We start from the raw sequence: 20,303 nt of genomic DNA, 5'->3' as shown, positions 1-20,303 counted from the left end.
GGGGCGATCACCGCGCTTGCAAACGTTCAACAAACTATGAATCTTAGATTGTAGTGCTGCGACGTAACCGTACAGTCCTGTTGAGTATCATCACCACGGGGTCAGTCAGTTATGCATCTAGTCACAAGATCGTATTTTGAATCTTTTTGCGAAGATTTTGCCGCCCCATTTGAAGAATCGAAAAATTTCGAAGCGTTTACGGCATACTGCGCTTTTACTCGCTACTCAGCAGATAGTGTTGAAGCAACAGATTTGGTCTATGACGGCGCAGATCCCGGAATTGACGGGGCATTTCTATTTTTAGATGACCGTGCTGTTTTTCATTTTGACGAGCTTGAAGAAATCTTTGCTTCGTCACGCCGTGAGTTTCACGTTACAGTAGTTTTAACACAAGCCAAGCGGTCAACAAGCTGGTCAAAACAGGAAGTAGATTCATTTGTTGCCGCGATCACGGACTACCTGTCAGACTCGCCAAAACAGCCACACAGCCAATTCTTGGCTGACTTTAAAAAAATGTTTAGGCTTCTTTTTAAAAACATTGGTCGTATCAGGGGCGGTCTTCCCGACTTGCACTCTTATTTTTTTACCGCCGCTGCTGACACCCCGGCTGCTGAAATTAATGCGGCATTTGACGCAGGCTTGATTGCCATAACAGCATTAGGTTATTTTCATAATACACAATTGATCAAGGGGCATCGTGACGTTATTCACGCATATTGGCTCGCTGCTGATGGGCCAGTTGAAGCCAGCTTACCAACCATTGGATATGCGCCATTTCCGACTGCACCTAATATTAATAATGCCTATGTCGCCACTGTTAAGGCTCGAAGCTTCATCGAGGCGATATTAAAGGATAAGCATGGAGTACCTCGGAAGAAACTCTTTGAAGAAAATGTTCGTGACTTTCTCGGTGTTGATGTAGACGTGAACGCAGAAATTGCAGGGACCCTTGGTGATTTTGATAAAAAGTCCAGATTTGGACTTATGAACAATGGGGTAACAATAGTAGCGTCTAGTGTTCGGCCGTCAGGTCAAGAAATATACATAAGAGACTTTCAAATTGTGAACGGCTGTCAAACGTCTAATGTTCTTATTTCTTTAGATGAACAGACTGATGATACAGTAAGTTTGATGGTTAAACTTATTGAAGCCGACGATCCAGTTGTGATTGATGATATTGTTCGAGCTACAAATCGGCAGTCTAAGGTTGAAGATGCGCAATTTGTATCTACAATGAAAACCCTGCGAGACCTCGAACGCTATTTTAATGTTCGCGGGGCAAGTGAAACGACCCGCCTTTATTTCGAGCGTCGGAAAGGTCAATATAGCCCAGAAAGTATAGCGCCAGTGAGAATCTTCGATGTTCGTGAGACAGCGCGCTGCTACGCTGCAACGGTAATGATGCGGCCCGATATTGCAAGCCGTTACCCAAATCGTTTAACCGGAGAGTTACTTTCTGAAGTTTTTGCTGAAGGTAAAGCGGAGGACGACTATTATACTGCCTGTTTCTGCCACTACCGTCTTAAAATGCTTACTTCAAACAAAAGATTTGAAGGAAAGTACTCAAAGCTACGTTGGCACATTATGACGGCAGCAATGAAGTACTGCAAAGCAAAGCATAAAGAGTGGGATTGCAAAACAGCGAACGAAGCATTGTACAATCTATTTGCGTTCAACGAAGGCGAATGGTTCGACCGACTTGATGTCTTGGTTAAGACATGTATCCCAGATCCGGATCTGTCCCGCGATGTTCTCAAATCTCAACCGCTTACAAATACCACATTGGCAAACGTTGATGCGTTGCTTTGATGCCGCGCGACTGGACAACCGGGTGCCCTCTGCCAGCCCTGTCCAGCCCTGGCCGACCAACGGAAGGGAAGGGCCTTGCAGGCGTCGAGCTGGACGCGCCTTCATAGAGCGAAGGAAGGCGAGGCGTCCTGTGGGCAGGCTGGCTCTTGCGCGAGCGATCGTGACCCGAAGGGCCGAGACTAGCGCCCTGGGCCGACTATTGCGCCCCCGCGCGGGCTGACTCGGAGAGACAGCCCGAGCGGGATCAGGCGTAAAGGAGGGGCAGGGGGATAGGCTCGGGGCGCAGGCCGGTGCAGCCGGCCAAGCCTGGAGCGCGGTCCCTCGGGGCGGGCGGGCCAGGGCGATCAGCCCTAGACCGACCAACGCGAGGGACGCCGCCATGATATAGTCTTTGAATAGTAAGAGGTCGGTACTTATGCTATATTTGAACGCGATTAATTCTTGAAAATTTCTTTGTTAGCCGGGTGATTGCTAGCAATAGACGCTAAGACTTCTGCAACAGAAGCTGCTGCATCTGGCCAGCATTTAACAAAAATTTCGTGGTACAAAATGCTCCTATCTTGAAGTTTATTTGGTCGCCTCCAAACATTTACATTTTCAATGGCGCGAAGCATTTGAATGTATTCTATACCTTGCTCATCGGAAACAGGATTGTATAGCGTCACGCTCATTTTTATCGGCATGTATTCGGATGCATTATCGACACCGGTTATTCTTTTACTATTCATCGTTTTATCCTTGGTTCTGTATTGCTAGGCTCTAAGGCATTCATCAAAAACGATGATGCTGCTATGCTAAACACAAGGATGAGCGATCTAACAGAAAAATTGGCCTACACTGATAGAATAGGCAGCTCGCTAATCCGTGTCGTATAGTGTGGCGATCTATGATCGGCCTTTGTCGCCCATGAGCGGCTAACTCCCTCTCGCGCCAACACCATCGTTTTTTTGCCGAAGCGATCATTGATCGCATCCAGCGCCGTGGTCAGACGCGCATCGCGCGGCTGATCCGGCGTAAAAAGCATGGCGGGTCGATCGGCCTCGGCCAGCAAGTCATCGAGAATTATCCCGGCCTTGGTGTAGCCATAGCCATTTCCAGACGGATCTCCCTTCCAGCCCCGCCGCGCGGCCGCTACGGCGGCATCCACCAGGTCAAACGTATGGTTGGACATGGGCCGCAGGCGGATGCTGCGCGAAAAGGAATGGCGCGGCCTGTCAGGCTTATGCGGATTGGTGTGGTAGAACACCGTCATCGTGCCAGCCACCAAGCCATGCTGACGCAGCTTCTCTGCCGCTCGTGTCGCATGGGCTGTGATAGCCTGTGCCAGCACATCAAATGTCGTCATGGGTGTGCCCGCGGAGCGGGTGACAGCCATGCCCTTACGCTGCGGGGCCACGTCCTCAAAATCTATGCAAGGTATCCCACGCAGCTCGGCCACCAGGCGTTCCAGGACAACCGTGCCGATCTTGCGGCCAAGCGCCAAAGGCAGGTCGCGCAGCTCGGCGGCAGAGTTGATCCCTTGGGCCTTCAGCTTGGCCTCGGTCGCGGACCCCACGCCCCAGATTTCTCCGATGGGAATGCGGCGCATCACATAGTTCCGCACATCCTGGTCCATGAGATTGCAAACCCCTGAAAAAAGGGGGTTCTTCTTGGCAGCATAGTTCGCCAGCTTGGCAAGCGTCTTGGTGGGGGCGATGCCCACGCAGGTTGGAATGCCGGTCTCGGTTCTGACCGCATCCCGCATCCGTGCGGCATGGGCCTCCATGCGATCCCCGAAGCCGGATAAATCGACAAAGCTCTCGTCAATTGAGTATGTCTCAAGGCGCGGGGAATAGCTGTGCAGGACCTCGGTGACTCTACGACTTACGTCACCATACAACGTGTAATTACTTGATAATGCTACAACTCCATGCCGCTTTATCAAATCTCTGATTTTGAAAACAGGGTCGCCCATTTTTATAAATTGCTTCGCTTCTTCGCTGCGGGCGACTGCACAACCATCGTTGTTCGATAAAACAATGACGGGAATGCCGCGCAACGACACATCAAACAGACGTTCACAGCTGACATAGAAATTGTTGCAGTCGATCAGCGCAATGGGTCGGTCGGATTGCTCCACCGTACCTGCCCCTATTCGATGGGCAGGCGGCGGACGACGCCGGCGACAACCCCCCATATCTCGGTCGTCTCCGTGACCGGGATTGTGGCATAGCCATCCGCACGGGCGCGCGGATCAAGAAACCAGACGCCATCGCGCTTGGCGAGCTTCTTGACGGTAATGGCGCCATCGACCACCGCGACGACGATGCGGCCATGGCGGCGCTTGCCAGCGCGATCCACGGCAATCAGATCGCCGTCCAGGATGCCCTCTGCCTCCAGACTGTCGCCGGACACGCGCCACCAGAAGGTCGCATGCTCATGCCGCACCACCCACTTGATCGGGTCGATCGTATCCTCAAGATCATCCGCGGCGGGTGACGGAAACCCGGCCGGAACCGGCATGGATGCCAGGGGCACATGCCGGTCTACGAGCGTGATCTTGATAGAGCTTAAGTGCAAGGTCATGGCTGTTAGAACAATACGGGAACACCAGCCATAACCCGAACCCCCCCTGCGGCGTCAAGGACGGATCATAAAAGTTAGCTCATAATCCTGACTGGCTTCTAGATCGCGTGCCTCGGCATGATGTTGAGGCCGATAACTTCGCCCGCGTACCGCGCCCCCATCATGAAGCCCGCAGCCCAGGTCCGAATGCGGTTATGGGCTTCGATAGGGTTATGGGTTTCATCTTCGGATAGCAGAAGTTCATAGACCGCAACCGGGTTATCGCCGTCCTTCGTGTCGCAAAGGCTGAGCCTGATCACACTGTCAGACGCTACCTCCTGTCCCCGATCCTGCAGCTCCGCAGTCGTCAGATGCTCTAGAACCAAAAAGCCTTTTGTCCCTGAAGGGGGCAGAACAGGCATTAGCAACTCAAGGTTTTCCTTCATCACCCTCTCCTGTTTTGCAGGTTGTGCAGAGATCAGCAGGTAACGGAAACCTTACCAGTGTCAATTAGTCAGTTTCCTCTACGCCAATCCTTCGGAAGCTCGAATGTTCCTGCCCAGATCCCCCGCTGCGCTACCTTAGCACGATCAGCTCCTGCCTCGTGCCTGTCGTCCTGGTCATAGTAGGGCACCGCCCAACCGTTCTCGATCATCCACCCCGACAGGCTAACATTGGCTACGGCACAGTCTCCGAGAATGCGGCGATAGCGGTCCTCGCCTTGTGATTGGCAAGTTACGGGTCTGCGGGCGATGAAGTCTGAAAGAGCTAGTGCCGCCTGCTGACCGCAGCGCCATGCCCGGCCTTGGCGATCAAAACAGGATTGCCGTGATTCAGGCGCGTCGATGGATACCAGTCTGATCCGCTCCCCATGAATTTCAATTGTGTCTCCGTCGATTACGCTGGCCTGCCCGGCAATGCTGTTTGCTAAGCCTGGTCCTGCCATGATGCAGTACAGGACAGCGACTAAGAAAAACCGATTCATCCGGCGCTTCCTTCCTTGAGACGTTTCTGTAGGGCTGACCGGCCGCAACAGGCTGTTGTTCACAGCCATGCAACAGTGCTGCTAGAGCTTCGGGTTGATTGAACGCGCATGCGTTGCCACCGTCCCATCCTTTTTCCGCTCCCTCGATGCGCCGTAGAGGCATGAAACGTACGGATGGTCCTATCGGGGTCATGATCCTGCATAAGAATAAGAGGTAGATTGGTATTCAGTCCGCTTGGCAGACTCGCGTAAATCAATGGCCTTTCCCATCACGGCCAAAGCCTTTGCAAGATCGGAGTCCTCGATCTTGAACGCCGCCAGTCCAGCAAGGTCGAGCGCCTTCACATGCTCCGCTTCCATAGCGGCGCGATCCTCACGACCTGCTTGTTCATCATCCGGCGTAGCTGGACGGCCAGCCCACCGACCGAGAAGCGCAAGGGCGCGCTTAGGGGCTGACAGTCGGTAGGCATTACTGACCTGACGGACCTGCGGCCCCCGGCCCTCGTTCGGGGCAGGCTCAACGCGGCGCAGCCAGTCCAGAAAGCCATGATCCCGCAGCGCCTTCAGCGCCCGTACAACCGCGTCACGCGACCGGCACAGCTTGTCAGTGATGTAATCAAGGGACGGGTCAAGTCGGCCCGACTTGAAGTTGACCAGATTGGCAAACAGCGCCAGGACCTCCAATGCCACGCCTCCAAGGGGACCGTTCCGCTTGCCGGGCTCCTTGTTGGCCCGCTCATAGTGTCGAGCTGCCATCAGGAATTTCTGCACGTCCTGACGCGACGTACCGCGCCAGAATGATCCCTCACATGATCCTTTGCGAAGTGAATTGCGACGGATCGGTCTGCGATCCATTGCAGAGCTATCGCCCTGCTCGCCATTAACAACGCCACCTATGCGTTTGAAAAAACTGCCGCGTTCTGCGGCCTCTCCGGTATTCATCTGCTGCTCCTTGATCAAGAAGCGCGGTGTCCGCAGGCAAGCCGTATCCGTTCGCACAGATGCGCTTTTGCTCTTGATTTTCGGGAGTGGAGAGGTAACTATAGCAAGTGAAATGTGATGCTAATTCAGGTCGCCAAACCTGTGTTACCAAACCCAAGCCCCCTCGTGCGGACCCCCGCGCGGGGGGTTTCCTTTTGGGCTGGTGGTTTTATCTGATTCTGCTCGTCCCTCCCTTTTCGGGCATTTTGCCGCACAGCCTACGCCAGAGGGGGAGGTGCGGCAATTGATTGTGTGCGGGTCGGCGGCCAACTACCAGCATCAGTAGGTCTGCCACGTGACTTCGGAAACTTGGCCGGTGTGATCCGTGGTCCGCATGGCAATGCCTCTGCGGGTGCCGGTATGTTCTCCACCTTGAAAGCCAGCTCGAATGCGAACCCATGACGGGGTGTCCTGCAGGCGCACACTGGTCCAATGAAAATCGCCGTTATCGTCGTAAAAGCCGCGTTGTGTGGAGTCGTACACTTCGACACCCCCACTGTTACGCTGAGCGCGATAGTCTACATGATAGACCTCGATGCCGTCGCGAAAGCCCCTTATCTGGTCAGTCAGTCCGTCACGCCCCACGTTAGGCAGCGGTGGCATGCCACTTGCCTGTAGGGGGCAGTTCCAAAGCTGCAAAGGCGGCTCGACCGGCCAGGGCGTGACACGGCGGATCATTTCAGCTCTGGCTGCGGTACATTCGACCGACGCAGGAAAGCCCCCTGCCAGACAAAGCAGGATCGCACAGTCGATAGAGTACGCGTCAGCTTTGTGAGCTGATGCCATCGCCGTTGCGGCACAGGCGATAGCCCCAAGAACCTTCATTCGCATCATCGACCTCCTTCGGAACGCTGTAGCATACGAAAACAGCAGCTAACACAATAAATGAAATGTTGCATCATTCAACATTGTTTACCGGAAATGCTTCTTTGTAGCGATCGTACCAAACCGTGCCTCGTTCGATTGTGTCAGCATGAGAGTCTTGAAGGCATACAAGATACGCATTTAGATCACTGAAATATCTATCATATTCGTCTTTTGGTGAAATGCCGTACTCAGCGGCCAATCCTTCATCGACGACAGGATCTTCCGGGAATAGGCATAGATGCAAAGCTTGCGGCGTAGCAGGTAGCGCGCTTGACCCGATCATCTGCGTCAATGCCACGACTGCGATAGCACCGATCATTCGCCATGCTCCTTAACCGGAGAAATAGCCCGTATGAGGGTAGCGCGACTGACGCCAAGGGCCTTGGCTGCCTGAGCCTGCGTCATCTGCTTGGTTGCCAACCATGCCTGGGCTTGGGCAATCTGCGCGGGCGCCAGAAGGCGCCGGCGTCCTATGATCCTGCCACTGGCACGGGCGGCTTCTAGTCCTGCCCGCGTCCTGTCTGCGATCAGGTCACGCTCAAATTGTGCGATCATCGCAAAGACATGAAACATCATCCTGCCCTGTGGTGTCGTCGTGTCGATCTGTTCATTCAGGGACCGCAAGCGAACCTTCCGTTCGGAAAGCTCGTTGGCGATTGCGATCAGCTCTTTGACACTCCGCGCCAAGCGGTCCAGCCGCCAGACAATGAGGGTATCCTCGCCAGAAAGGTTGGATAGAAGGCGCTGCAACTGTGGCCGGGCGTTCTCGTCCGCTCCGCTTCCGACCTCAGAAACAACGTAGTCGCACCCTGCCGCCTTGAGAGCATCAAGTTGCAGACGGTGATCCTGACCACTGGTCGATACCCTAGAATAGCCCACTACCGCCATCGCCCGCCTCTCCGATGTTGCAAAAGCCAGCCCATAATGGGCATGTCGCAAAATTTGCCTTTGCGACGGCTTTTGCAACACGTTTGACGCTGTTGCGCAAACGATCGTTTTTGAACATGGCTGGCACGGGGCGAGAGGGGAGGGCATCCGCTAATCCGCAATAAGTTTCTTAAACGCGGGGTCTGGACGGATTTGCCTAGCTGAGGAAGCAGAATAGCTTTTTGGTCAGGTAGATCGGTCAATTTTGTATTTGTACTTGACTCGGCATGGGTAAACTAGACCTGCTTTCCTTGTCAGGCAGTCTACCTCTCGGGCTTGACAGCTTCACCAAAGCGAACGGTCAGCGGTCGGCGCAGCATCGACGCGAAGAGCCGAAGCTATGTGAAAACTCGACTATGCGCAGGTTATCCCAGAACGAAGTTCTAACACAGGTGCAGGAGCGCGATTTTCTTCTGATATTAGCTACCTTAGGTAGAACTAAGAGAACAGTGTTCTCAGGAGGTTACCAAACCTGGTGTCTTTACACAGCCTCACCTTTTTACGGTCTGGACTTGCCCATCTTTGGTGGGGAGCGTTTAGCTCAGTTCCCCGCCCTTTCGCTTAAAGGCGATGGGGCTCTTGAAGCCGAGCGATAAATGCCGCCGGACGGGGTTATAGAACCCGTTGATGTATCTGGCGACGGTGTTTTCGGCCTGCTGGCGGGATTGCCAGGCGACCGGCCAGATTAGCTCCGACTTGATGGTCTTGAAGAACGTCTCGACCATTGCATTGTCGTAGCAGTTCCCACGCCCGCTCAGTGAGATCTGGATGCCGCGTTTATGAAACGGGCCGATCCGGCCCGATTGTCGGATCGCATCCGGCGCGACAAAGCGCTGCGGCCCAAGATCGCGCGTATTTTCGAAGAGAACTGGCGCGTCTACGGCGTGCGCAAGGTCTGGCGTCAGCTGGATCGGGAAGGCGTCGATGTCGCCCGTTGCACAGTCGCCAGACTGATAAAGGACATGGGTATTCAAGGCATCATCCAGGGCAAGCAGCACAAGACTACGATCCCCTACAAGAAGGCCTCGTGCCCGCTGAACAAGGTGAACCGGCAGTTCCGCGTGCCTGCGCCGAACATGCTCTGGGGTCGTCCATTGTGGCACCATTGGTCCGAGCTCAATGGACGACGACTTCACTTACGTCGCCAGCTGGAAGAAGTTTGTATATGTCGCCTTCGTCATCGATGCCTGTGCCCGCAAAATCGTCGGCTGGCGCGCGAGCCAAACAGCCCATGCAGGCTTCGTTCTCGATGCCCTCGAACAGGCTGTCCACGACTGCCGCCCAGCCAAGGGCGTGGGGCTCGTCCACCATTCCTACCGCGGGTCGCAAGGCGGTCTCAACCGGTCGTCGCAACATGGTCAGTTTCGGCGTTCGTGAGCAGCGCGTCCAGTGCCTCTGCCGGGGTTCTCCAGCCGAGGGTTTTGCGCGGACGTCCGTTGAGCGCAGCTGCAACAGCTTCGAGATCATCAGGACCGTGCAAGCTAAGATCGGTTCCCTTCGGGAAGTATTGGCGCAGCAGGCCATTGGTGTTTTCATTTGTGCCGCGCTGCCATGGGCTGTGAGGATCGCAGAAGTAGACCGGCAGATCAGCGGCGACGGTCAGTTCAGCATGACGGGCCATCTCAGCCCCCTGATCCCAGGACAGCGAACGCCGAAGATGGCGCGGCAGATGAGATGCGACGTCACGGGGGAGCTCCTCGATCTGTAAACACCGAAAAATCATGGCGTGTCGCATTTCAAAATAGAACCCACGGGTTCTACACATAATAACTTAATAAGCTTTATTATGCATCGTTGTTCCTAACTCAGACCCCCAGCAGGCTTGTACGCTCTGACGCCATTATCTTTGCCGCAATCGGTGACGTGATCATCTGGATCACCGCAAAGAAAGCAGCAGGCACCGCGATTTCAGAAGGGAGGCCCGATGCTGCAACGAATGCGGCAGCGATGCTGAATTCCTTTTTGCTCGTGGTGAACAGATAGGCGATCAGCTCCGCGCGATCCTCCGCGAACAGCTTGGCAATCATGCCGACAGCATAGCCGATCAGGTTCAGTGCCAAAGCTGCCAGAGCGATCACCAGCGCGTACCAGCCGTAGCCAAGGATCGTCGCTGAATTCGGCCCGATCACGGCCAGCAGAAGAACCAGATACAATACGGACCCCAGCCCAGGCCACGCATAGTCGAACCGCGATACCTGCTTCAGAAACTTGGTCCGCAGCCAGACGCCGACGACGGTCGGCACCACCACAACCAGCACCAGCTCCAGAACCACGGCGCCAACAGGAACGGTCAGCTCGATGCCTGTCAGCCACAGAAACAGGAATGGGATGATGAACGGGGACAAGGCCGTGTTCACGGCATTCAGGACAGCAGCCAAGGCGACATTGCCGCGTGCCAGCAGCACCAGGAGGGGTGCGGATACGTCAGTCGGGAGCATGCCGACCAACGTCTGTCCCGCCGCAAGGTGCCCGCTGCCGAAGAAGATGCGCCCGGTCAGCCAGCCTGCCAGCGACATTGGCCCATAGACCAGACCCAGAGCCCAAATCTGACGGCTCGGCTTGCGGAAAACGATCCGAACGGCCGCCGCGTCGAAGGTCAGGCTAATGACCAACATCAGGAGCGCCAGAAGGGGGCTGATCCCCGCCTCAAGCCCTATCCCGATAGAGGGCACGGCAAGTCCGAAAGCTGTGGTGGCAACCGCCATGAACAGCAGATTGTTTTCGACGAATCCAAGAAGCTTGCGCATGTCAAATGTCACAGTTCGCGTTTGTGGGACGTCCGCTGCACTTGGCGAAAAGAGCGATGGCCTGGTCGCACCATGCGCAATGGCCCTCGCAGCAATCGTGCATCAGAAAAGCGACCAGATCCGAAAGCGCAGGGAATTTGGCGCTGTAGACGATGGATTTCCCGTCACGCCAGTTTTCGACCAAGCCTGCGCTTTCCAGCTCTTTGAGGTGGAAGGAAACGAGCGATGGGCTGGCATCGCCCAAGGCTGCGGCAATGGCCCCGGACGCCATGCCTTTCGCACCTGCAAAGACCAGCAGCCGGATGATCCGCAGGCGGATTTATTGAGACAGGGCCGCAAATCCGGCCAGGGCAGCTTTTTCTTCCATATCAATCAAACACTACAAGATTCGTTTGATCGTTGATCTGCTGAACCAGACAGACCGTCAAGAGGCGCTTATGCGTGCAGTGAAGTTCTTTTCAAGATATCCAATTTGACCCAAATATTTTATATATCCATCGATTATCGAATGGATACTTGATACAGCGTTGAATGAAATAAGACTTCTCACAAAAAATTCCGTGAAGGACTTGAGTCTATTGAAATTTAGTGGGAGATTAATAATTGAATATGAGCCAGTAGTTGGAGCGTGATATGAAAATTGGATCCTACGCTGTACTTGCAGCCGTCTTGGTCACTGCCGGTTGCGGAACTACAGCGGTAAATACCGTGGCTGGGAGCAATCCGCAGGAGCTTCCCCCAGAGTTGATCTCTCTTGCTGCGCCGGGGCAAGATGTGTCTACAGCGAGACTTCTTCCAAGTGATAATTGCTACTGGTACGAACATCGTGGGCAAGTGGAAACGACCTTGCTTCCGCTCACCACCGCTGCAGGCAGTCCTATATGTCAGAAATCACAGCCCTCAAGTTAATTAGAGGACATAAAAGAATCTATATTCTTTTAGCTGCGGGATGTCACGCTCTCTGCTGTCGAATAGAGAAACGCGGTAGAGCCTGTTTCGACCTTTGGATATAGGTCATTGATATGTGCCATGACCATCCGGACACAGCCAGAGCTCGCACTCGTCCCAATGCTTGTTGGAAACGGGGTACCATGAATGCGCAGATACGTATCTCTCTCGCCGACGTAGAGATAAAGAGCGCGAGAGCCGAGCGCATTCCTTGGGCCTGGCTCTACGCCCCCTTCAAACTGGCCATAGATTTCTGGTTCCCGAGCAATCATACTCTGCGTCGGGGTCCAGTGCGGCCATTCGACTTTTCGCTTTATCGTATAGACACCAGGTTCATATAGATCTCCCCTACCGATGGCCACGCCGTAGCGCATTGCCGTTCCACCAGCTTCAATATGGTAGAGGTATTTCGCGACAGCATCCACGTGAATGTCGCCCGGCACTAAGCCGCTATTGGCTTGCACTCTTTGCGGGAGAAAGCGCGGGTGCAATCCCCAAGGATTGGATGTGAAGGCATCATATCCGGAAGGGGTGACCTGCGCATCCCAAGCAGCTTTTTGACTCTCTGTTGGCCAAGACGCCGCAAGCAGGGGGGTGGAAATTGCGGCCGAGAAAAGCGCGGTGGTCGTTTGTACGAAGTGTCGTCTGCTTAACATATGTGAGGCTCCTTGCTTAACTCGATATCGGTTATTAATTCATTTTAATATGATTAAAAAACCGCCCATCATATTAAACCTTTTATTTTTTTATCTTCGCCCTTTTCTGATATGATTTTTTGACCCTATGTTCAGCCGATTTTCAGGCTGCTAGGGATAGATCATAACCGGAATTCCGGGTTGCAGCATTGCATAGACGTCTTCTATTTCCTGGTCAGTCAATGCCAGACAGCCTGCAGTCCAGTCCCGGTTCTTCGGTGCGAAGACATTGCCTTCGGGGCCGCGGCCATGGAACATGATATCGCTGCCCGCACTTCGACCGAATTGAGCTGCATAAGCTTTATCCTGTTCATTTGGATAAGATATGCCCACCGATAGGTGATATCGGCTCCGTGGGTTAAAACGGTCGATGTAATATAGCCCCTCGGGCGTTTTTCCGTCGCCCTCGAATTGCTTTGGGCCGAGCGGTTGGTTGCCGAGGCCAAAGTTATACGATCTCAGAACGGTTTGCCCGTTCAACAGAAACATCCGCCGCTCAGCCTTGTTCACCACGACCTGAGTAACAGGGGGCCCTGAGTACCGTTTGAACTGAGGTATCGCTCCTCTTGCCGGGGCAGTCGACGGCGCGGATTTTCCACATGCAGCGAGAAGAGCCAGCAAAGCCAGCGAGGCATGGCGCCGGGAGAAGTTTGGCATCGATCTATTTCCTGCTCGGATGTTTTTTATGATGCTTCAGGATAACGGGTAAACACTTCACTGGTACCGTCCCGGCGAACAAGCAGCACATCGTATGCGTCGCGCTTTGTTTCCGGGCCCATGCCGGGGCTTCCGTATGGCATTCCAGGAACCGTCAGGCCGAGAGCTTCAGGGCGCTCTCGAAGCAAGCGCCGGATATCGTCAGCAGGAACATGTCCTTCCAGGAAGTAGCCATCAACGCTGCCGGTATGACAGGATGTCAGTTCGATCGGTACGCCCAGATCGATCTTGTGCTGCATCAGCAAGGTGCCAAACCGCTCTTCACTCGTTACCTGAAAACCGTTCTCCCGCAGGTAATTGGTCCACTGTTTGCAGCATTCGCAGCCGCTGCCCTCCACGACATGGATGGCAGGGCGGCTTTCAGCCCAGGATAGAGACGGCAGACCGCTTGCTGCGGCTGCCATCATCATGGCGCGTCGTGTCAGTTTGATCATTTTATGCCTCTCGATCCGGCCGATGAAGATGTTTGAATGCCATCAGCTTTCCGCTTCCGAGTAGTCGCGAAGAAAGTAGCCGGTGGAGAGACGCGCAACTGTCAGCATGACGCGGTCAGTCGGTTTGGCGATCGCTGTTCGGGGCGCCGGTGTTTTCTTGATGGGATCCGTTGGCTTGCCGTCGATGCGAACTTCGTAATGAAGGTTAGGTCCACTGACGAGGCCGGTTGCGCCCACGTCACCGATTCTGGCCCCGGTGTTCAGCTCGACACCTGGAGCGATCCCTGCGGCAAAACGCGAAAGATGCGCATAGCGGGTCAAGACGCCCCCGCCATGATCGACATCGATCGTCCGACCATATCCCCGCATGGTTCCTGCAAACACGACCGTTCCTGCGCCGGTGACGCTGACCGGCGTTCCGGTCCGTGCGGCGTAATCGACCCCCGTGTGCATTCGTTGCGTGCCAAGCACGGGGTGCCGGCGTTTGCCGAAGACCGAAGACAGCCGGGCTCCCGCGACAGGCCGCGCGGACTGCTGGACCTGCGCACCATTCCGAAACAGGATGAAGGGCTCTTCAACCGAGCCGGTCACGAGCTCGAAGATGTCCGTGTTCTTTTCAACCCGCGCATAGGCGAGTTGCGGTTCACCCACGACTGTTCCATCAGGCAGAATACTTTCGCTCCACATCAATGCGATACGCTCGGTTCCCTCAAGGTCCCGAAAGTCGATCTGGCCTGCCAGGAGCGCCGCCAGGTCAACTGCGAAACTTTCGGGCGCGTTGCGGGCGGCGAGCGCCTCAAAGAGAGAGCTGTCCAGGATAAAAGTTTCCCTGCGGTCCCGAAGCAGGATCTCCGTCTTGATCAAGGATGCTTCGAGGGGTTTCGTGAAATCCAGAACGATGTCCGTTCCGTCTTGGGTCAGAAGCGAAAGACGCGCAAGTTGGGAGGGATCGTCGGAAAACACACTCCATCTGAGGATTTGCCCCGGGCTGAGGGTCGACAGGTCGAAGACATCTGAAATCGCCAGTGCGGCCTCGGCCCGGAGAGGTGCGCCGATACCAGCATGCGACAATATCGAATCCAACGTGTCTCCCGGAACGACCTCATGTCGCGACATGGGGGCAACTGCCTCGGTGAGGTGAGACAGTTCCGCCGGGGTTTCGGCGTGCGATGATGTCGTGACGGCAATCGCGCCGGCAGTCAGCAAGGCTTGCAAGATCATCAGGTCTGGTTTCCCGTCAGGCAATAAGGTCTGGCATTGGGGAGCAGGCTCCCCACGCAGCATCGATAGGTTGTCTACAGTTCGAAAAGGCGGGCGATGCAGACACCGACAATTGTTCCGGCCAAGCCGAAAGCAATCGCGTATCCACCCGCATATTGAACTCTGTCCAGTCGGGTGCCGCCGAGGGCGCGCGCACGCTGGACCCCTCGCACTCCACCGATCAGAGCCGCAATGACCGTCAGCATTGGAATTGTCGCAGCGTTTGTTGGTTCATGCCGTATCTCGCCTCTCGTCATCGACACGTGCGTGTCTGCGACCTAAAGCAGCTAGAGGTTCAAGAAAAATGCCCCTCGATCACGGTCTTGTCAGGGGATCGGGAGTTCTGATCTAATCCCGATTGCATCCGAGCCTTCTACTTCCCAGCATCCGTTTCTGTCATCGCCAGCTAATCACTGACCGGCATCGTCGATCGTGGGGTGGTTCGTAACGCACAGCGAATGATCGCCCAAGACCTCGATGACCCGACAATCGGATATCCGGTCACCCGCGCACTGGACCACCATGCGCTCAAGTTCGGTCTTCAGGGCCGTCAGGCGGGCAAGACGGCTTTCAACCTCGGCAAGCTGCGCTTTGGCGATTGCGTCGGCTGCCGCACAGGGCTGATCGGGATCGTCGGACAGGCTCAGAAGGTCGCGGATCGCCTCAAGGGAAAAGCCAAGCTCGCGGGCGTGTCGGATGAACGCCAGTCGTTCATGGGCTTTGTGCGTATAAAGGCGCTGATTACCGGCGCTGCGCTCGGCTTCGGGCAGCAGGCCGATTTGCTCGTAGTAGCGGATCGTTGGCACTTTGACCCCCGTCGACGTTCCCAGCTTTCCAATCGTCAGCATGAACATTCTCCTTGAACCTATAGCTGCTAGAGGGAGTAAACCTCCGAATCGATGATGGCAACGGCCCTGCTTTCTGCAGAGGAGAGAATGATGACGATCACGAATGAACCCGGCATGACCCTGTGCGACTGGACGGTGTCCGGAATGGATTGCGCCTCCTGCGCGACCAAGGTGCGCGGCGCGGTGTCCCGCTTGCCTGGCGTCAGGGATGTGGAGATCGGCATCATGTCCGAACGCCTGCGCCTGACCGTTGATGAACGCCTGACCGACACGGACAAGATCGAGAAAACCGTGCGTGCCCTTGGATACGGCATTCAGACCCGTGCGCCAGGAAAGAAGGATTTCGTGATCCCGGGGAATGCGCCGGAGAGCCATCATGGCCACAGTCACGCCGATCACCCCGCTGTGGCCAAGACCGACCACTCCGGCCACGGCAGTCCCGGTCACGTCCATGACGACCCTGCCGACCGCGGCAAGGCATGGTACCAGACTGGCAAGGGCAGGCTGGTCATCCTGACCGGGCTCTTGTTGGCGGCGGCTTGGGCGATGGAGCTGATCGCCCCGCAGATCGGGAGCTGGGCCTTCGTGGCGGCCTGCCTTATCGGTGTCGCCCCCGTCGCGCGTCGGGCTTTTGTCGCTGCCCGGTTGGGTCAGATCTTCACGATCGAGGGATTGATGACCATCGCTGCATTGGGCGCGCTGTTCATCAATGCCGCCGAAGAGGCTGCCTTGGTGGTCTTTCTCTTTGCCGTAGGCGAGGTCCTGGAGGGTGTTGCGGCAGGCAAAGCAAGAGACGGCATCCGGGCCTTGGCGAACTTGGTCCCGAAAACGGCGCTCTTGGAGGTGGACGGCGTGACCCGGGAGGTTGCCGCGTCTAGCCTGACGATCGGTCAGACGGTACTGGTCCGTCCCGGCGACCGGATCCCCGCAGACGGAGAGATTTCAGACGGCACGTCCGGGATCGATGAAAGCCCGGTGACCGGAGAGAGCATTCCCCGGACCCGCGGCCCGGGCGAAAATGTTTTTGCCGGTTCGATCAACACGGAAGCGGTCTTGCGGGTCACCGTGACGAAAGCGGCCGAGGACAACACCATTTCCCGGATCATCCGGCTGGTCGAGGAGGCGGAAGAAGCCCGCGCCCCCACGGAACGCTTCATCGACCGGTTCAGCCGGTGGTACATGCCTGCCATCGTCGCCGTTTCGGCGCTTGTCATCATGATCCCGCCGCTGATGTTCGGTCAGTCATGGGATACCTGGATTTATCGTGGACTGGCGCTCCTGCTGATCGGCTGCCCTTGTGCGCTGGTGATTTCGGTTCCGGCCTCGATCGCATCGAGCCTGTCCACCGGCGCGCGCCGGGGAATGCTGATGAAGGGCGGCGCAGTGATCGAGGCCGCGGCCAAGGTTTCCCATGTTGCCTTCGACAAGACCGGGACGCTGACCCACGGACGTCCGCAGGTCACCGACCTGGTGACGTTGGGAACCACGACTGAGGCGCAGTTGCTGGAGGTCGCCGCGGGCGTCGAGAGCGGATCGAGCCATCCCCTCGCCGTGGCGATCCTGGACAGGGCCAAGACGGCGGGCGTCACGCCCCTGCCCGCCCGCGATGCACGCGCCCTGACCGGACGAGGGGTCGAGGCGACCGTGGGAGATGCCCTGGCATGGGTAAGTTCACCCCGGCATGCGTCGGAGAACGATGGCCTGGACGGTCTTGGCCTGCGTCAGGCGACCATCTTCGAGGATGAGGGCAAGACCGCCGTCGCCGTCTATCGCAAAGGTGTCCCGCTCGGTCTCATCGCCATGCGTGACGAACTGCGGCGCGATGCGGCGGAGGCTGTGCGCCAGCTGGCCGAAATGGGCATCTCCTCGATCATGCTGACCGGCGACAACCCCCGCACAGCTGCCGCCATCGCCGAAGGGCTCAATATCCGCTTCGAGGCCGAGATGATGCCTGAAGACAAGCTGGCCGCCATTCGCGACATGAACGCTCAAGGTGGCGTCATGATGATCGGGGATGGCATCAATGACGCTCCTGCCCTGAAACAGGCCAGCATCGGTGTCGCGATGGGCTCCGGCACGGACGTCGCGCTGGAGACGGCCGATGCGGCCATCCTGCGCGACAGGGTGACCGACATTCCGGCCCAGATCCGGCTGGCGCGGGCCACGATGGCTAATATCCGGCAGAACGTCAGTATCGCGCTAGGGTTAAAGGCTATTTTCTTGGTCACCACCGTTCTTGGCATAACCGGTCTGTGGATCGCGATCCTGGCTGATACGGGCGCGACGGTTCTGGTGACCCTGAACGCCCTGCGCCTCTTGCGCTACAATCCCGAACAGAAGCGCTGAGGCGATGATGACTGGAATGGGCAGTGCAGCGCTGGTTCTTCTTGGCGCCTATCTGGCCCTGTTCTTCCGGGGCTCTGCGATCAATGCCCGGGAGGCGCATCGTCCGGTCTGGTTGTTCCGTCACGCCACGGGCGGCGACCGTCTTGCAGCGCTAGGCTTCCGAGCTGCGTTCGCTCTGGCCCTCCTTGGGTCGTCGGCATGGCGCCTCATGCCGAGCATGGGCGATCTGGATCCCCTGCGGGCTTTCCAAAATCCTGCGTGGATCGGTCTGGCGGGACTGTTCATGGCCAGCCTGGGCGCGATGCTGGCATTTGCCGCCCAGATGTCGATGGCTGCGTCATGGCGGATCGGTGTGGCCGAGGGCGCGACCGGCGCACTTGTCACGGGTGGATTGTTCGGTTTCAGCCGCAACCCGGTTTTTGTAGGTCAGCTCATGTTGCTGCTGGGAACCGCTCTGGTCGTGCCCTCCATCCCGACAATTTTGGGGGTCCTGCTATTCGCAGCCTCGGCGCTTGTTCAGGTCCGCTCAGAAGAACGTGAATTGCGGCGGACGCTAGGCCCTGCTTACGACACCTATTGCCAGTCCGTTCCGCGCTGGATCGGCATCCGGGAAAGGTCACTGCAATGAAGACGTTTCTGATCCTGGCGATGATCGTCGCTACTGCGGCTGCCGATCAGATTACCAAGCTCGCGGTCCTGCGCAGCTTGTCTCCCGGGGAAATTTATTCCGTCTCTCCTGGCTTCAATCTGACGCTTGGTTTCAACGAAGGGGCGAGTTTCGGCATGATGTCGGACCTTATGGCAGGTCGTCCCTTGCTGATGGTTGCCCTGACAGGTGCCCTGGCGATCATCTTTGCGGGAATGGCCTTCCGGGCGGACACGAGGCGCGAAGGCATAGGCCTCGCACTGATCGTGGGTGGCGCTGTGGGCAATATCATCGACCGCCTGCGGCAAGGTGCCGTGACCGATTTTCTGGATGTCTACTGGCGTGATTGGCACTGGCCGACCTTTAACGGGGCCGACATCGCGATCAGCCTCGGCGCCTTGCTTGTGTTGACAGCCATGCTCCGTCCCTCCCGCTCGAAGGAACTCTCTTTTGACCGCACCTGAACCCCGGGGCCTGTCCCGGACTGATGTCGCAATATCAACCGCCTTTCTGGTCGCACTCGCCGCTACGCTCGGCGCGCTGTTCATCGGCGAGATACTGGGGCAGATGCCCTGCACCCTGTGCTGGTATCAAAGGATCGCCATGTTTCCGCTAGTGCCTGTCCTGGCCGTCTCGCTGTGGCGCGGTGACGGTCTGGCACGTCTCTACGGATTGCCGCTGGCGCTGGCCGGGCTGGTCCTTTCCGGCTGGCATTCGGGACTTTACGCGGGACTGATCCCGCAGAGCATCGCGCCTTGCACCAAGGACGGCCCGTCCTGCACCGACCAGGCGCAGACAATCCTGAGCCTGCCCATCCCCTATCTTGCATTTGCCGCCTTTGCAGCCGTTCTGGCCTGCCTCATCGTGTCGAAAGGAAAACGCCCATGAACCGCCGCACCGTACTCATCGGAACATCTGCCATCGGGATTGCCGCCTTTGCCGGCGGCGCGCTCGTGCTGACGCGCAATCGTCAGGCCGAAGCGGATACCCTGGCCGCTGCTGCCCCGGCTGTGGAAACGGACATGCTGGTCCGCGGTCACGCGCCCAGCTTTGGACCAGAAGACGCCCCGGTCACGCTGGTCGAGTTCTTCGATCCATCTTGTGAGGCCTGCCGCGCCTTTCATCCGGTCGTTCAGGACATTCGCGCACAATTCCCCGATCAGGTTCGCATCGTGATGCGCTACGCAGTGTTTCACGAGGGGTCCGACGAGGCGGTCCGCATCCTGGAGACTGCGCGCATGCAGGACAAGTTCGAGCCTGTCCTCGATGCGCTGTTGGAACGGCAGCCGGAATGGGCTGTCCATGGCGCACCGCGGATGGACCTTGCATGGCAAATTGCGGCTGCGGCCGGTCTGGATATGGAAAAGGCGCAGACAGCCCGTCTGTCCCCCGATATCGTCGGCATCCTCAATCAGGACGCGGCCGATATCGCGGCGATCGGCGTACGCCAGACACCGACCTTCTTTCTCAATGGTCGCCAGATGACGGATATCAGCATGGACAGCCTGCTTGCGGATGTGCGCAGTGCCGTGGAGGCATCCTGACCGCG

At 56.9% G+C, this 20,303-nt stretch carries 22 protein-coding genes and 3 pseudogenes; 7 read left to right on the top strand and 18 right to left on the bottom strand.

Features of this window, described 5'->3' with window-relative positions; translation table 11 throughout:
* Positions 1-111 precede the first annotated feature (111 nt).
* Positions 112-1,809 (top strand): AIPR family protein, encoded by a 1,698-nt coding sequence (locus tag TW83_RS19680; RefSeq protein ID WP_084697177.1) that lies wholly within the window; start codon positions 112-114, stop codon positions 1,807-1,809.
* A 434-nt stretch (positions 1,810-2,243) separates the two neighbouring features.
* Here TW83_RS19680 and TW83_RS20375 read toward each other — a convergent pair whose 3' ends face one another.
* The 10 genes and pseudogenes from TW83_RS20375 to TW83_RS21955 form a co-directional block, all read right to left on the bottom strand.
* The gene (locus TW83_RS20375) at positions 2,244-2,537 is read right to left on the bottom strand and encodes a hypothetical protein (RefSeq protein ID WP_157001297.1); all 294 of its coding nucleotides are present in this window, start codon (positions 2,535-2,537) and stop codon (positions 2,244-2,246) included.
* Positions 2,538-2,641: 104 nt separating this feature from the next.
* The gene (locus tag TW83_RS01065) at positions 2,642-3,928 is read right to left on the bottom strand and encodes a Y-family DNA polymerase (protein ID WP_045980915.1); all 1,287 of its coding nucleotides are present in this window, start codon (positions 3,926-3,928) and stop codon (positions 2,642-2,644) included.
* Between the two features lie 11 nt (positions 3,929-3,939).
* Positions 3,940-4,311 (bottom strand): S24 family peptidase, encoded by a 372-nt coding sequence (locus TW83_RS01060; protein ID WP_239441259.1) that lies wholly within the window; start codon positions 4,309-4,311, stop codon positions 3,940-3,942.
* Between the two features lie 161 nt (positions 4,312-4,472).
* Positions 4,473-4,799, bottom strand: a complete 327-nt coding sequence (locus tag TW83_RS01055; RefSeq protein ID WP_045980914.1) for a hypothetical protein — start codon at positions 4,797-4,799, stop codon at positions 4,473-4,475.
* A 68-nt stretch (positions 4,800-4,867) separates the two neighbouring features.
* Positions 4,868-5,407, bottom strand: a complete 540-nt coding sequence (locus TW83_RS19675) for a thermonuclease family protein (protein ID WP_084697173.1) — start codon at positions 5,405-5,407, stop codon at positions 4,868-4,870.
* 120 nt (positions 5,408-5,527) lie between these two features.
* The gene (locus TW83_RS01050) at positions 5,528-6,280 is read right to left on the bottom strand and encodes a helix-turn-helix domain-containing protein (RefSeq protein WP_204245703.1); all 753 of its coding nucleotides are present in this window, start codon (positions 6,278-6,280) and stop codon (positions 5,528-5,530) included.
* Between the two features lie 318 nt (positions 6,281-6,598).
* Positions 6,599-7,105 carry a hypothetical protein gene (locus tag TW83_RS21750; RefSeq protein ID WP_239441261.1) on the bottom strand — a complete coding sequence of 169 codons (507 nt, stop codon included), beginning with the start codon at positions 7,103-7,105 and terminating at the stop codon, positions 6,599-6,601.
* A 112-nt stretch (positions 7,106-7,217) separates the two neighbouring features.
* A complete protein-coding gene (locus tag TW83_RS20365; RefSeq protein ID WP_157001293.1) occupies positions 7,218-7,505 on the bottom strand; it encodes a hypothetical protein in 288 nt (95 codons plus the stop codon).
* A complete protein-coding gene (locus TW83_RS01040; protein ID WP_045980912.1) occupies positions 7,502-8,074 on the bottom strand; it encodes a recombinase family protein in 573 nt (190 codons plus the stop codon). Before TW83_RS01040 ends, TW83_RS20365 begins: the two co-directional genes overlap by 4 nt.
* Positions 8,075-8,649: 575 nt before the next feature.
* A pseudogene (locus TW83_RS21955) lies at positions 8,650-8,886 on the bottom strand (integrase core domain-containing protein); the annotation flags it as partial.
* Positions 8,887-8,895: 9 nt separating this feature from the next.
* On the opposite strand from TW83_RS21955, the pseudogene TW83_RS21950 reads away from it, so the two are divergent.
* A pseudogene (locus TW83_RS21950) lies at positions 8,896-9,442 on the top strand (IS3 family transposase); the annotation flags it as partial.
* A 7-nt stretch (positions 9,443-9,449) separates the two neighbouring features.
* Here TW83_RS21950 and TW83_RS19665 read toward each other — a convergent pair.
* From TW83_RS19665 to TW83_RS01000, 8 genes and pseudogenes are all read right to left on the bottom strand, one after another.
* Positions 9,450-9,818: pseudogene (locus TW83_RS19665) on the bottom strand (IS30 family transposase); the annotation flags it as partial.
* A 100-nt stretch (positions 9,819-9,918) separates the two neighbouring features.
* Entirely contained in the window at positions 9,919-10,860 is a 942-nt protein-coding gene (locus TW83_RS01020) for a bile acid:sodium symporter (RefSeq protein WP_045980908.1), read from the bottom strand.
* Between the two features lies 1 nt (position 10,861).
* On the bottom strand, positions 10,862-11,131 hold the full coding sequence (locus tag TW83_RS01015; protein ID WP_343251960.1) for a helix-turn-helix domain-containing protein: 270 nt from the start codon (positions 11,129-11,131) through the stop codon (positions 10,862-10,864).
* 667 nt (positions 11,132-11,798) lie between these two features.
* A complete protein-coding gene (locus tag TW83_RS19655; RefSeq protein ID WP_084697168.1) occupies positions 11,799-12,464 on the bottom strand; it encodes a L,D-transpeptidase in 666 nt (221 codons plus the stop codon).
* A 150-nt stretch (positions 12,465-12,614) separates the two neighbouring features.
* On the bottom strand, positions 12,615-13,160 hold the full coding sequence (locus TW83_RS19650; protein WP_084697167.1) for a L,D-transpeptidase family protein: 546 nt from the start codon (positions 13,158-13,160) through the stop codon (positions 12,615-12,617).
* Positions 13,161-13,186: 26 nt separating this feature from the next.
* Positions 13,187-13,654, bottom strand: a complete 468-nt coding sequence (locus TW83_RS19645; protein WP_084697166.1) for a DUF411 domain-containing protein — start codon at positions 13,652-13,654, stop codon at positions 13,187-13,189.
* Between the two features lie 42 nt (positions 13,655-13,696).
* Positions 13,697-14,875, bottom strand: coding sequence for a M23 family metallopeptidase (locus TW83_RS01005; protein WP_052714540.1), 1,179 nt, complete (start codon positions 14,873-14,875; stop codon positions 13,697-13,699).
* 449 nt (positions 14,876-15,324) lie between these two features.
* A complete protein-coding gene (locus tag TW83_RS01000; protein WP_045980921.1) occupies positions 15,325-15,762 on the bottom strand; it encodes a helix-turn-helix domain-containing protein in 438 nt (145 codons plus the stop codon).
* An 87-nt stretch (positions 15,763-15,849) separates the two neighbouring features.
* On the opposite strand from TW83_RS01000, the gene TW83_RS00995 reads away from it, so the two are divergent.
* The 5 genes from TW83_RS00995 to TW83_RS00975 are packed head-to-tail and all read left to right on the top strand — an operon-like array spanning position 15,850 to position 20,298.
* A complete protein-coding gene (locus TW83_RS00995; RefSeq protein ID WP_239441258.1) occupies positions 15,850-18,108 on the top strand; it encodes a heavy metal translocating P-type ATPase in 2,259 nt (752 codons plus the stop codon).
* Between the two features lie 16 nt (positions 18,109-18,124).
* Positions 18,125-18,736, top strand: coding sequence for an isoprenylcysteine carboxylmethyltransferase family protein (locus TW83_RS00990; RefSeq protein WP_162198019.1), 612 nt, complete (start codon positions 18,125-18,127; stop codon positions 18,734-18,736).
* Positions 18,733-19,218: a signal peptidase II gene (gene lspA, locus TW83_RS00985; protein ID WP_045980906.1), complete on the top strand. Its 486-nt coding sequence runs from the start codon at positions 18,733-18,735 to the stop codon at positions 19,216-19,218. The genes TW83_RS00990 and lspA overlap by 4 nt, the downstream gene beginning before the upstream one ends.
* Positions 19,219-19,228: 10 nt before the next feature.
* Complete coding sequence (locus TW83_RS00980; RefSeq protein WP_045980918.1) at positions 19,229-19,642, top strand: disulfide bond formation protein B; 414 nt, start codon at positions 19,229-19,231, stop codon at positions 19,640-19,642.
* Entirely contained in the window at positions 19,639-20,298 is a 660-nt protein-coding gene (locus TW83_RS00975; protein ID WP_045980905.1) for a thioredoxin domain-containing protein, read from the top strand. The genes TW83_RS00980 and TW83_RS00975 overlap by 4 nt, the downstream gene beginning before the upstream one ends.
* Positions 20,299-20,303: the final 5 nt, after the last annotated feature.

The organism is Paracoccus sp. S4493 (genome assembly GCF_000967735.1).
In the GTDB taxonomy this organism is placed as follows: domain Bacteria; phylum Pseudomonadota; class Alphaproteobacteria; order Rhodobacterales; family Rhodobacteraceae; genus Paracoccus; species Paracoccus marcusii.
This window is presented reverse-complemented; position numbering and strand designations above follow the sequence as displayed.

What these genes read in the sequence shown, in the direction of transcription:
- TW83_RS20365 (WP_157001293.1), bottom strand. Translation starts at nt 7,505, where the DNA reads ATGATCGGTGCTATCGCAGTCGTGGCATTGACGCAGATGATCGGGTCA.
- TW83_RS01060 (WP_239441259.1), bottom strand. Translation starts at nt 4,311, where the DNA reads ATGCCGGTTCCGGCCGGGTTTCCGTCACCCGCCGCGGATGATCTTGAG.
- TW83_RS01000 (WP_045980921.1), bottom strand. Translation starts at nt 15,762, where the DNA reads ATGCTGACGATTGGAAAGCTGGGAACGTCGACGGGGGTCAAAGTGCCA.
- TW83_RS00995 (WP_239441258.1), top strand. Translation starts at nt 15,850, where the DNA reads ATGATGACGATCACGAATGAACCCGGCATGACCCTGTGCGACTGGACG.
- TW83_RS19655 (WP_084697168.1), bottom strand. Translation starts at nt 12,464, where the DNA reads ATGTTAAGCAGACGACACTTCGTACAAACGACCACCGCGCTTTTCTCG.
- TW83_RS01040 (WP_045980912.1), bottom strand. Translation starts at nt 8,074, where the DNA reads ATGGCGGTAGTGGGCTATTCTAGGGTATCGACCAGTGGTCAGGATCAC.
- TW83_RS19680 (WP_084697177.1), top strand. Translation starts at nt 112, where the DNA reads ATGCATCTAGTCACAAGATCGTATTTTGAATCTTTTTGCGAAGATTTT.
- TW83_RS00975 (WP_045980905.1), top strand. Translation starts at nt 19,639, where the DNA reads ATGAACCGCCGCACCGTACTCATCGGAACATCTGCCATCGGGATTGCC.
- TW83_RS19675 (WP_084697173.1), bottom strand. Translation starts at nt 5,407, where the DNA reads ATGGCTGTGAACAACAGCCTGTTGCGGCCGGTCAGCCCTACAGAAACG.
- lspA (WP_045980906.1), top strand. Translation starts at nt 18,733, where the DNA reads ATGAAGACGTTTCTGATCCTGGCGATGATCGTCGCTACTGCGGCTGCC.
- TW83_RS01050 (WP_204245703.1), bottom strand. Translation starts at nt 6,280, where the DNA reads ATGAATACCGGAGAGGCCGCAGAACGCGGCAGTTTTTTCAAACGCATA.
- TW83_RS19645 (WP_084697166.1), bottom strand. Translation starts at nt 13,654, where the DNA reads ATGATCAAACTGACACGACGCGCCATGATGATGGCAGCCGCAGCAAGC.
- TW83_RS01055 (WP_045980914.1), bottom strand. Translation starts at nt 4,799, where the DNA reads ATGAAGGAAAACCTTGAGTTGCTAATGCCTGTTCTGCCCCCTTCAGGG.
- TW83_RS01020 (WP_045980908.1), bottom strand. Translation starts at nt 10,860, where the DNA reads ATGCGCAAGCTTCTTGGATTCGTCGAAAACAATCTGCTGTTCATGGCG.
- TW83_RS01005 (WP_052714540.1), bottom strand. Translation starts at nt 14,875, where the DNA reads ATGATCTTGCAAGCCTTGCTGACTGCCGGCGCGATTGCCGTCACGACA.
- TW83_RS00990 (WP_162198019.1), top strand. Translation starts at nt 18,125, where the DNA reads ATGGGCAGTGCAGCGCTGGTTCTTCTTGGCGCCTATCTGGCCCTGTTC.
- TW83_RS20375 (WP_157001297.1), bottom strand. Translation starts at nt 2,537, where the DNA reads ATGAATAGTAAAAGAATAACCGGTGTCGATAATGCATCCGAATACATG.
- TW83_RS21750 (WP_239441261.1), bottom strand. Translation starts at nt 7,105, where the DNA reads ATGGCATCAGCTCACAAAGCTGACGCGTACTCTATCGACTGTGCGATC.
- TW83_RS19650 (WP_084697167.1), bottom strand. Translation starts at nt 13,160, where the DNA reads ATGCCAAACTTCTCCCGGCGCCATGCCTCGCTGGCTTTGCTGGCTCTT.
- TW83_RS01015 (WP_343251960.1), bottom strand. Translation starts at nt 11,131, where the DNA reads ATGGCGTCCGGGGCCATTGCCGCAGCCTTGGGCGATGCCAGCCCATCG.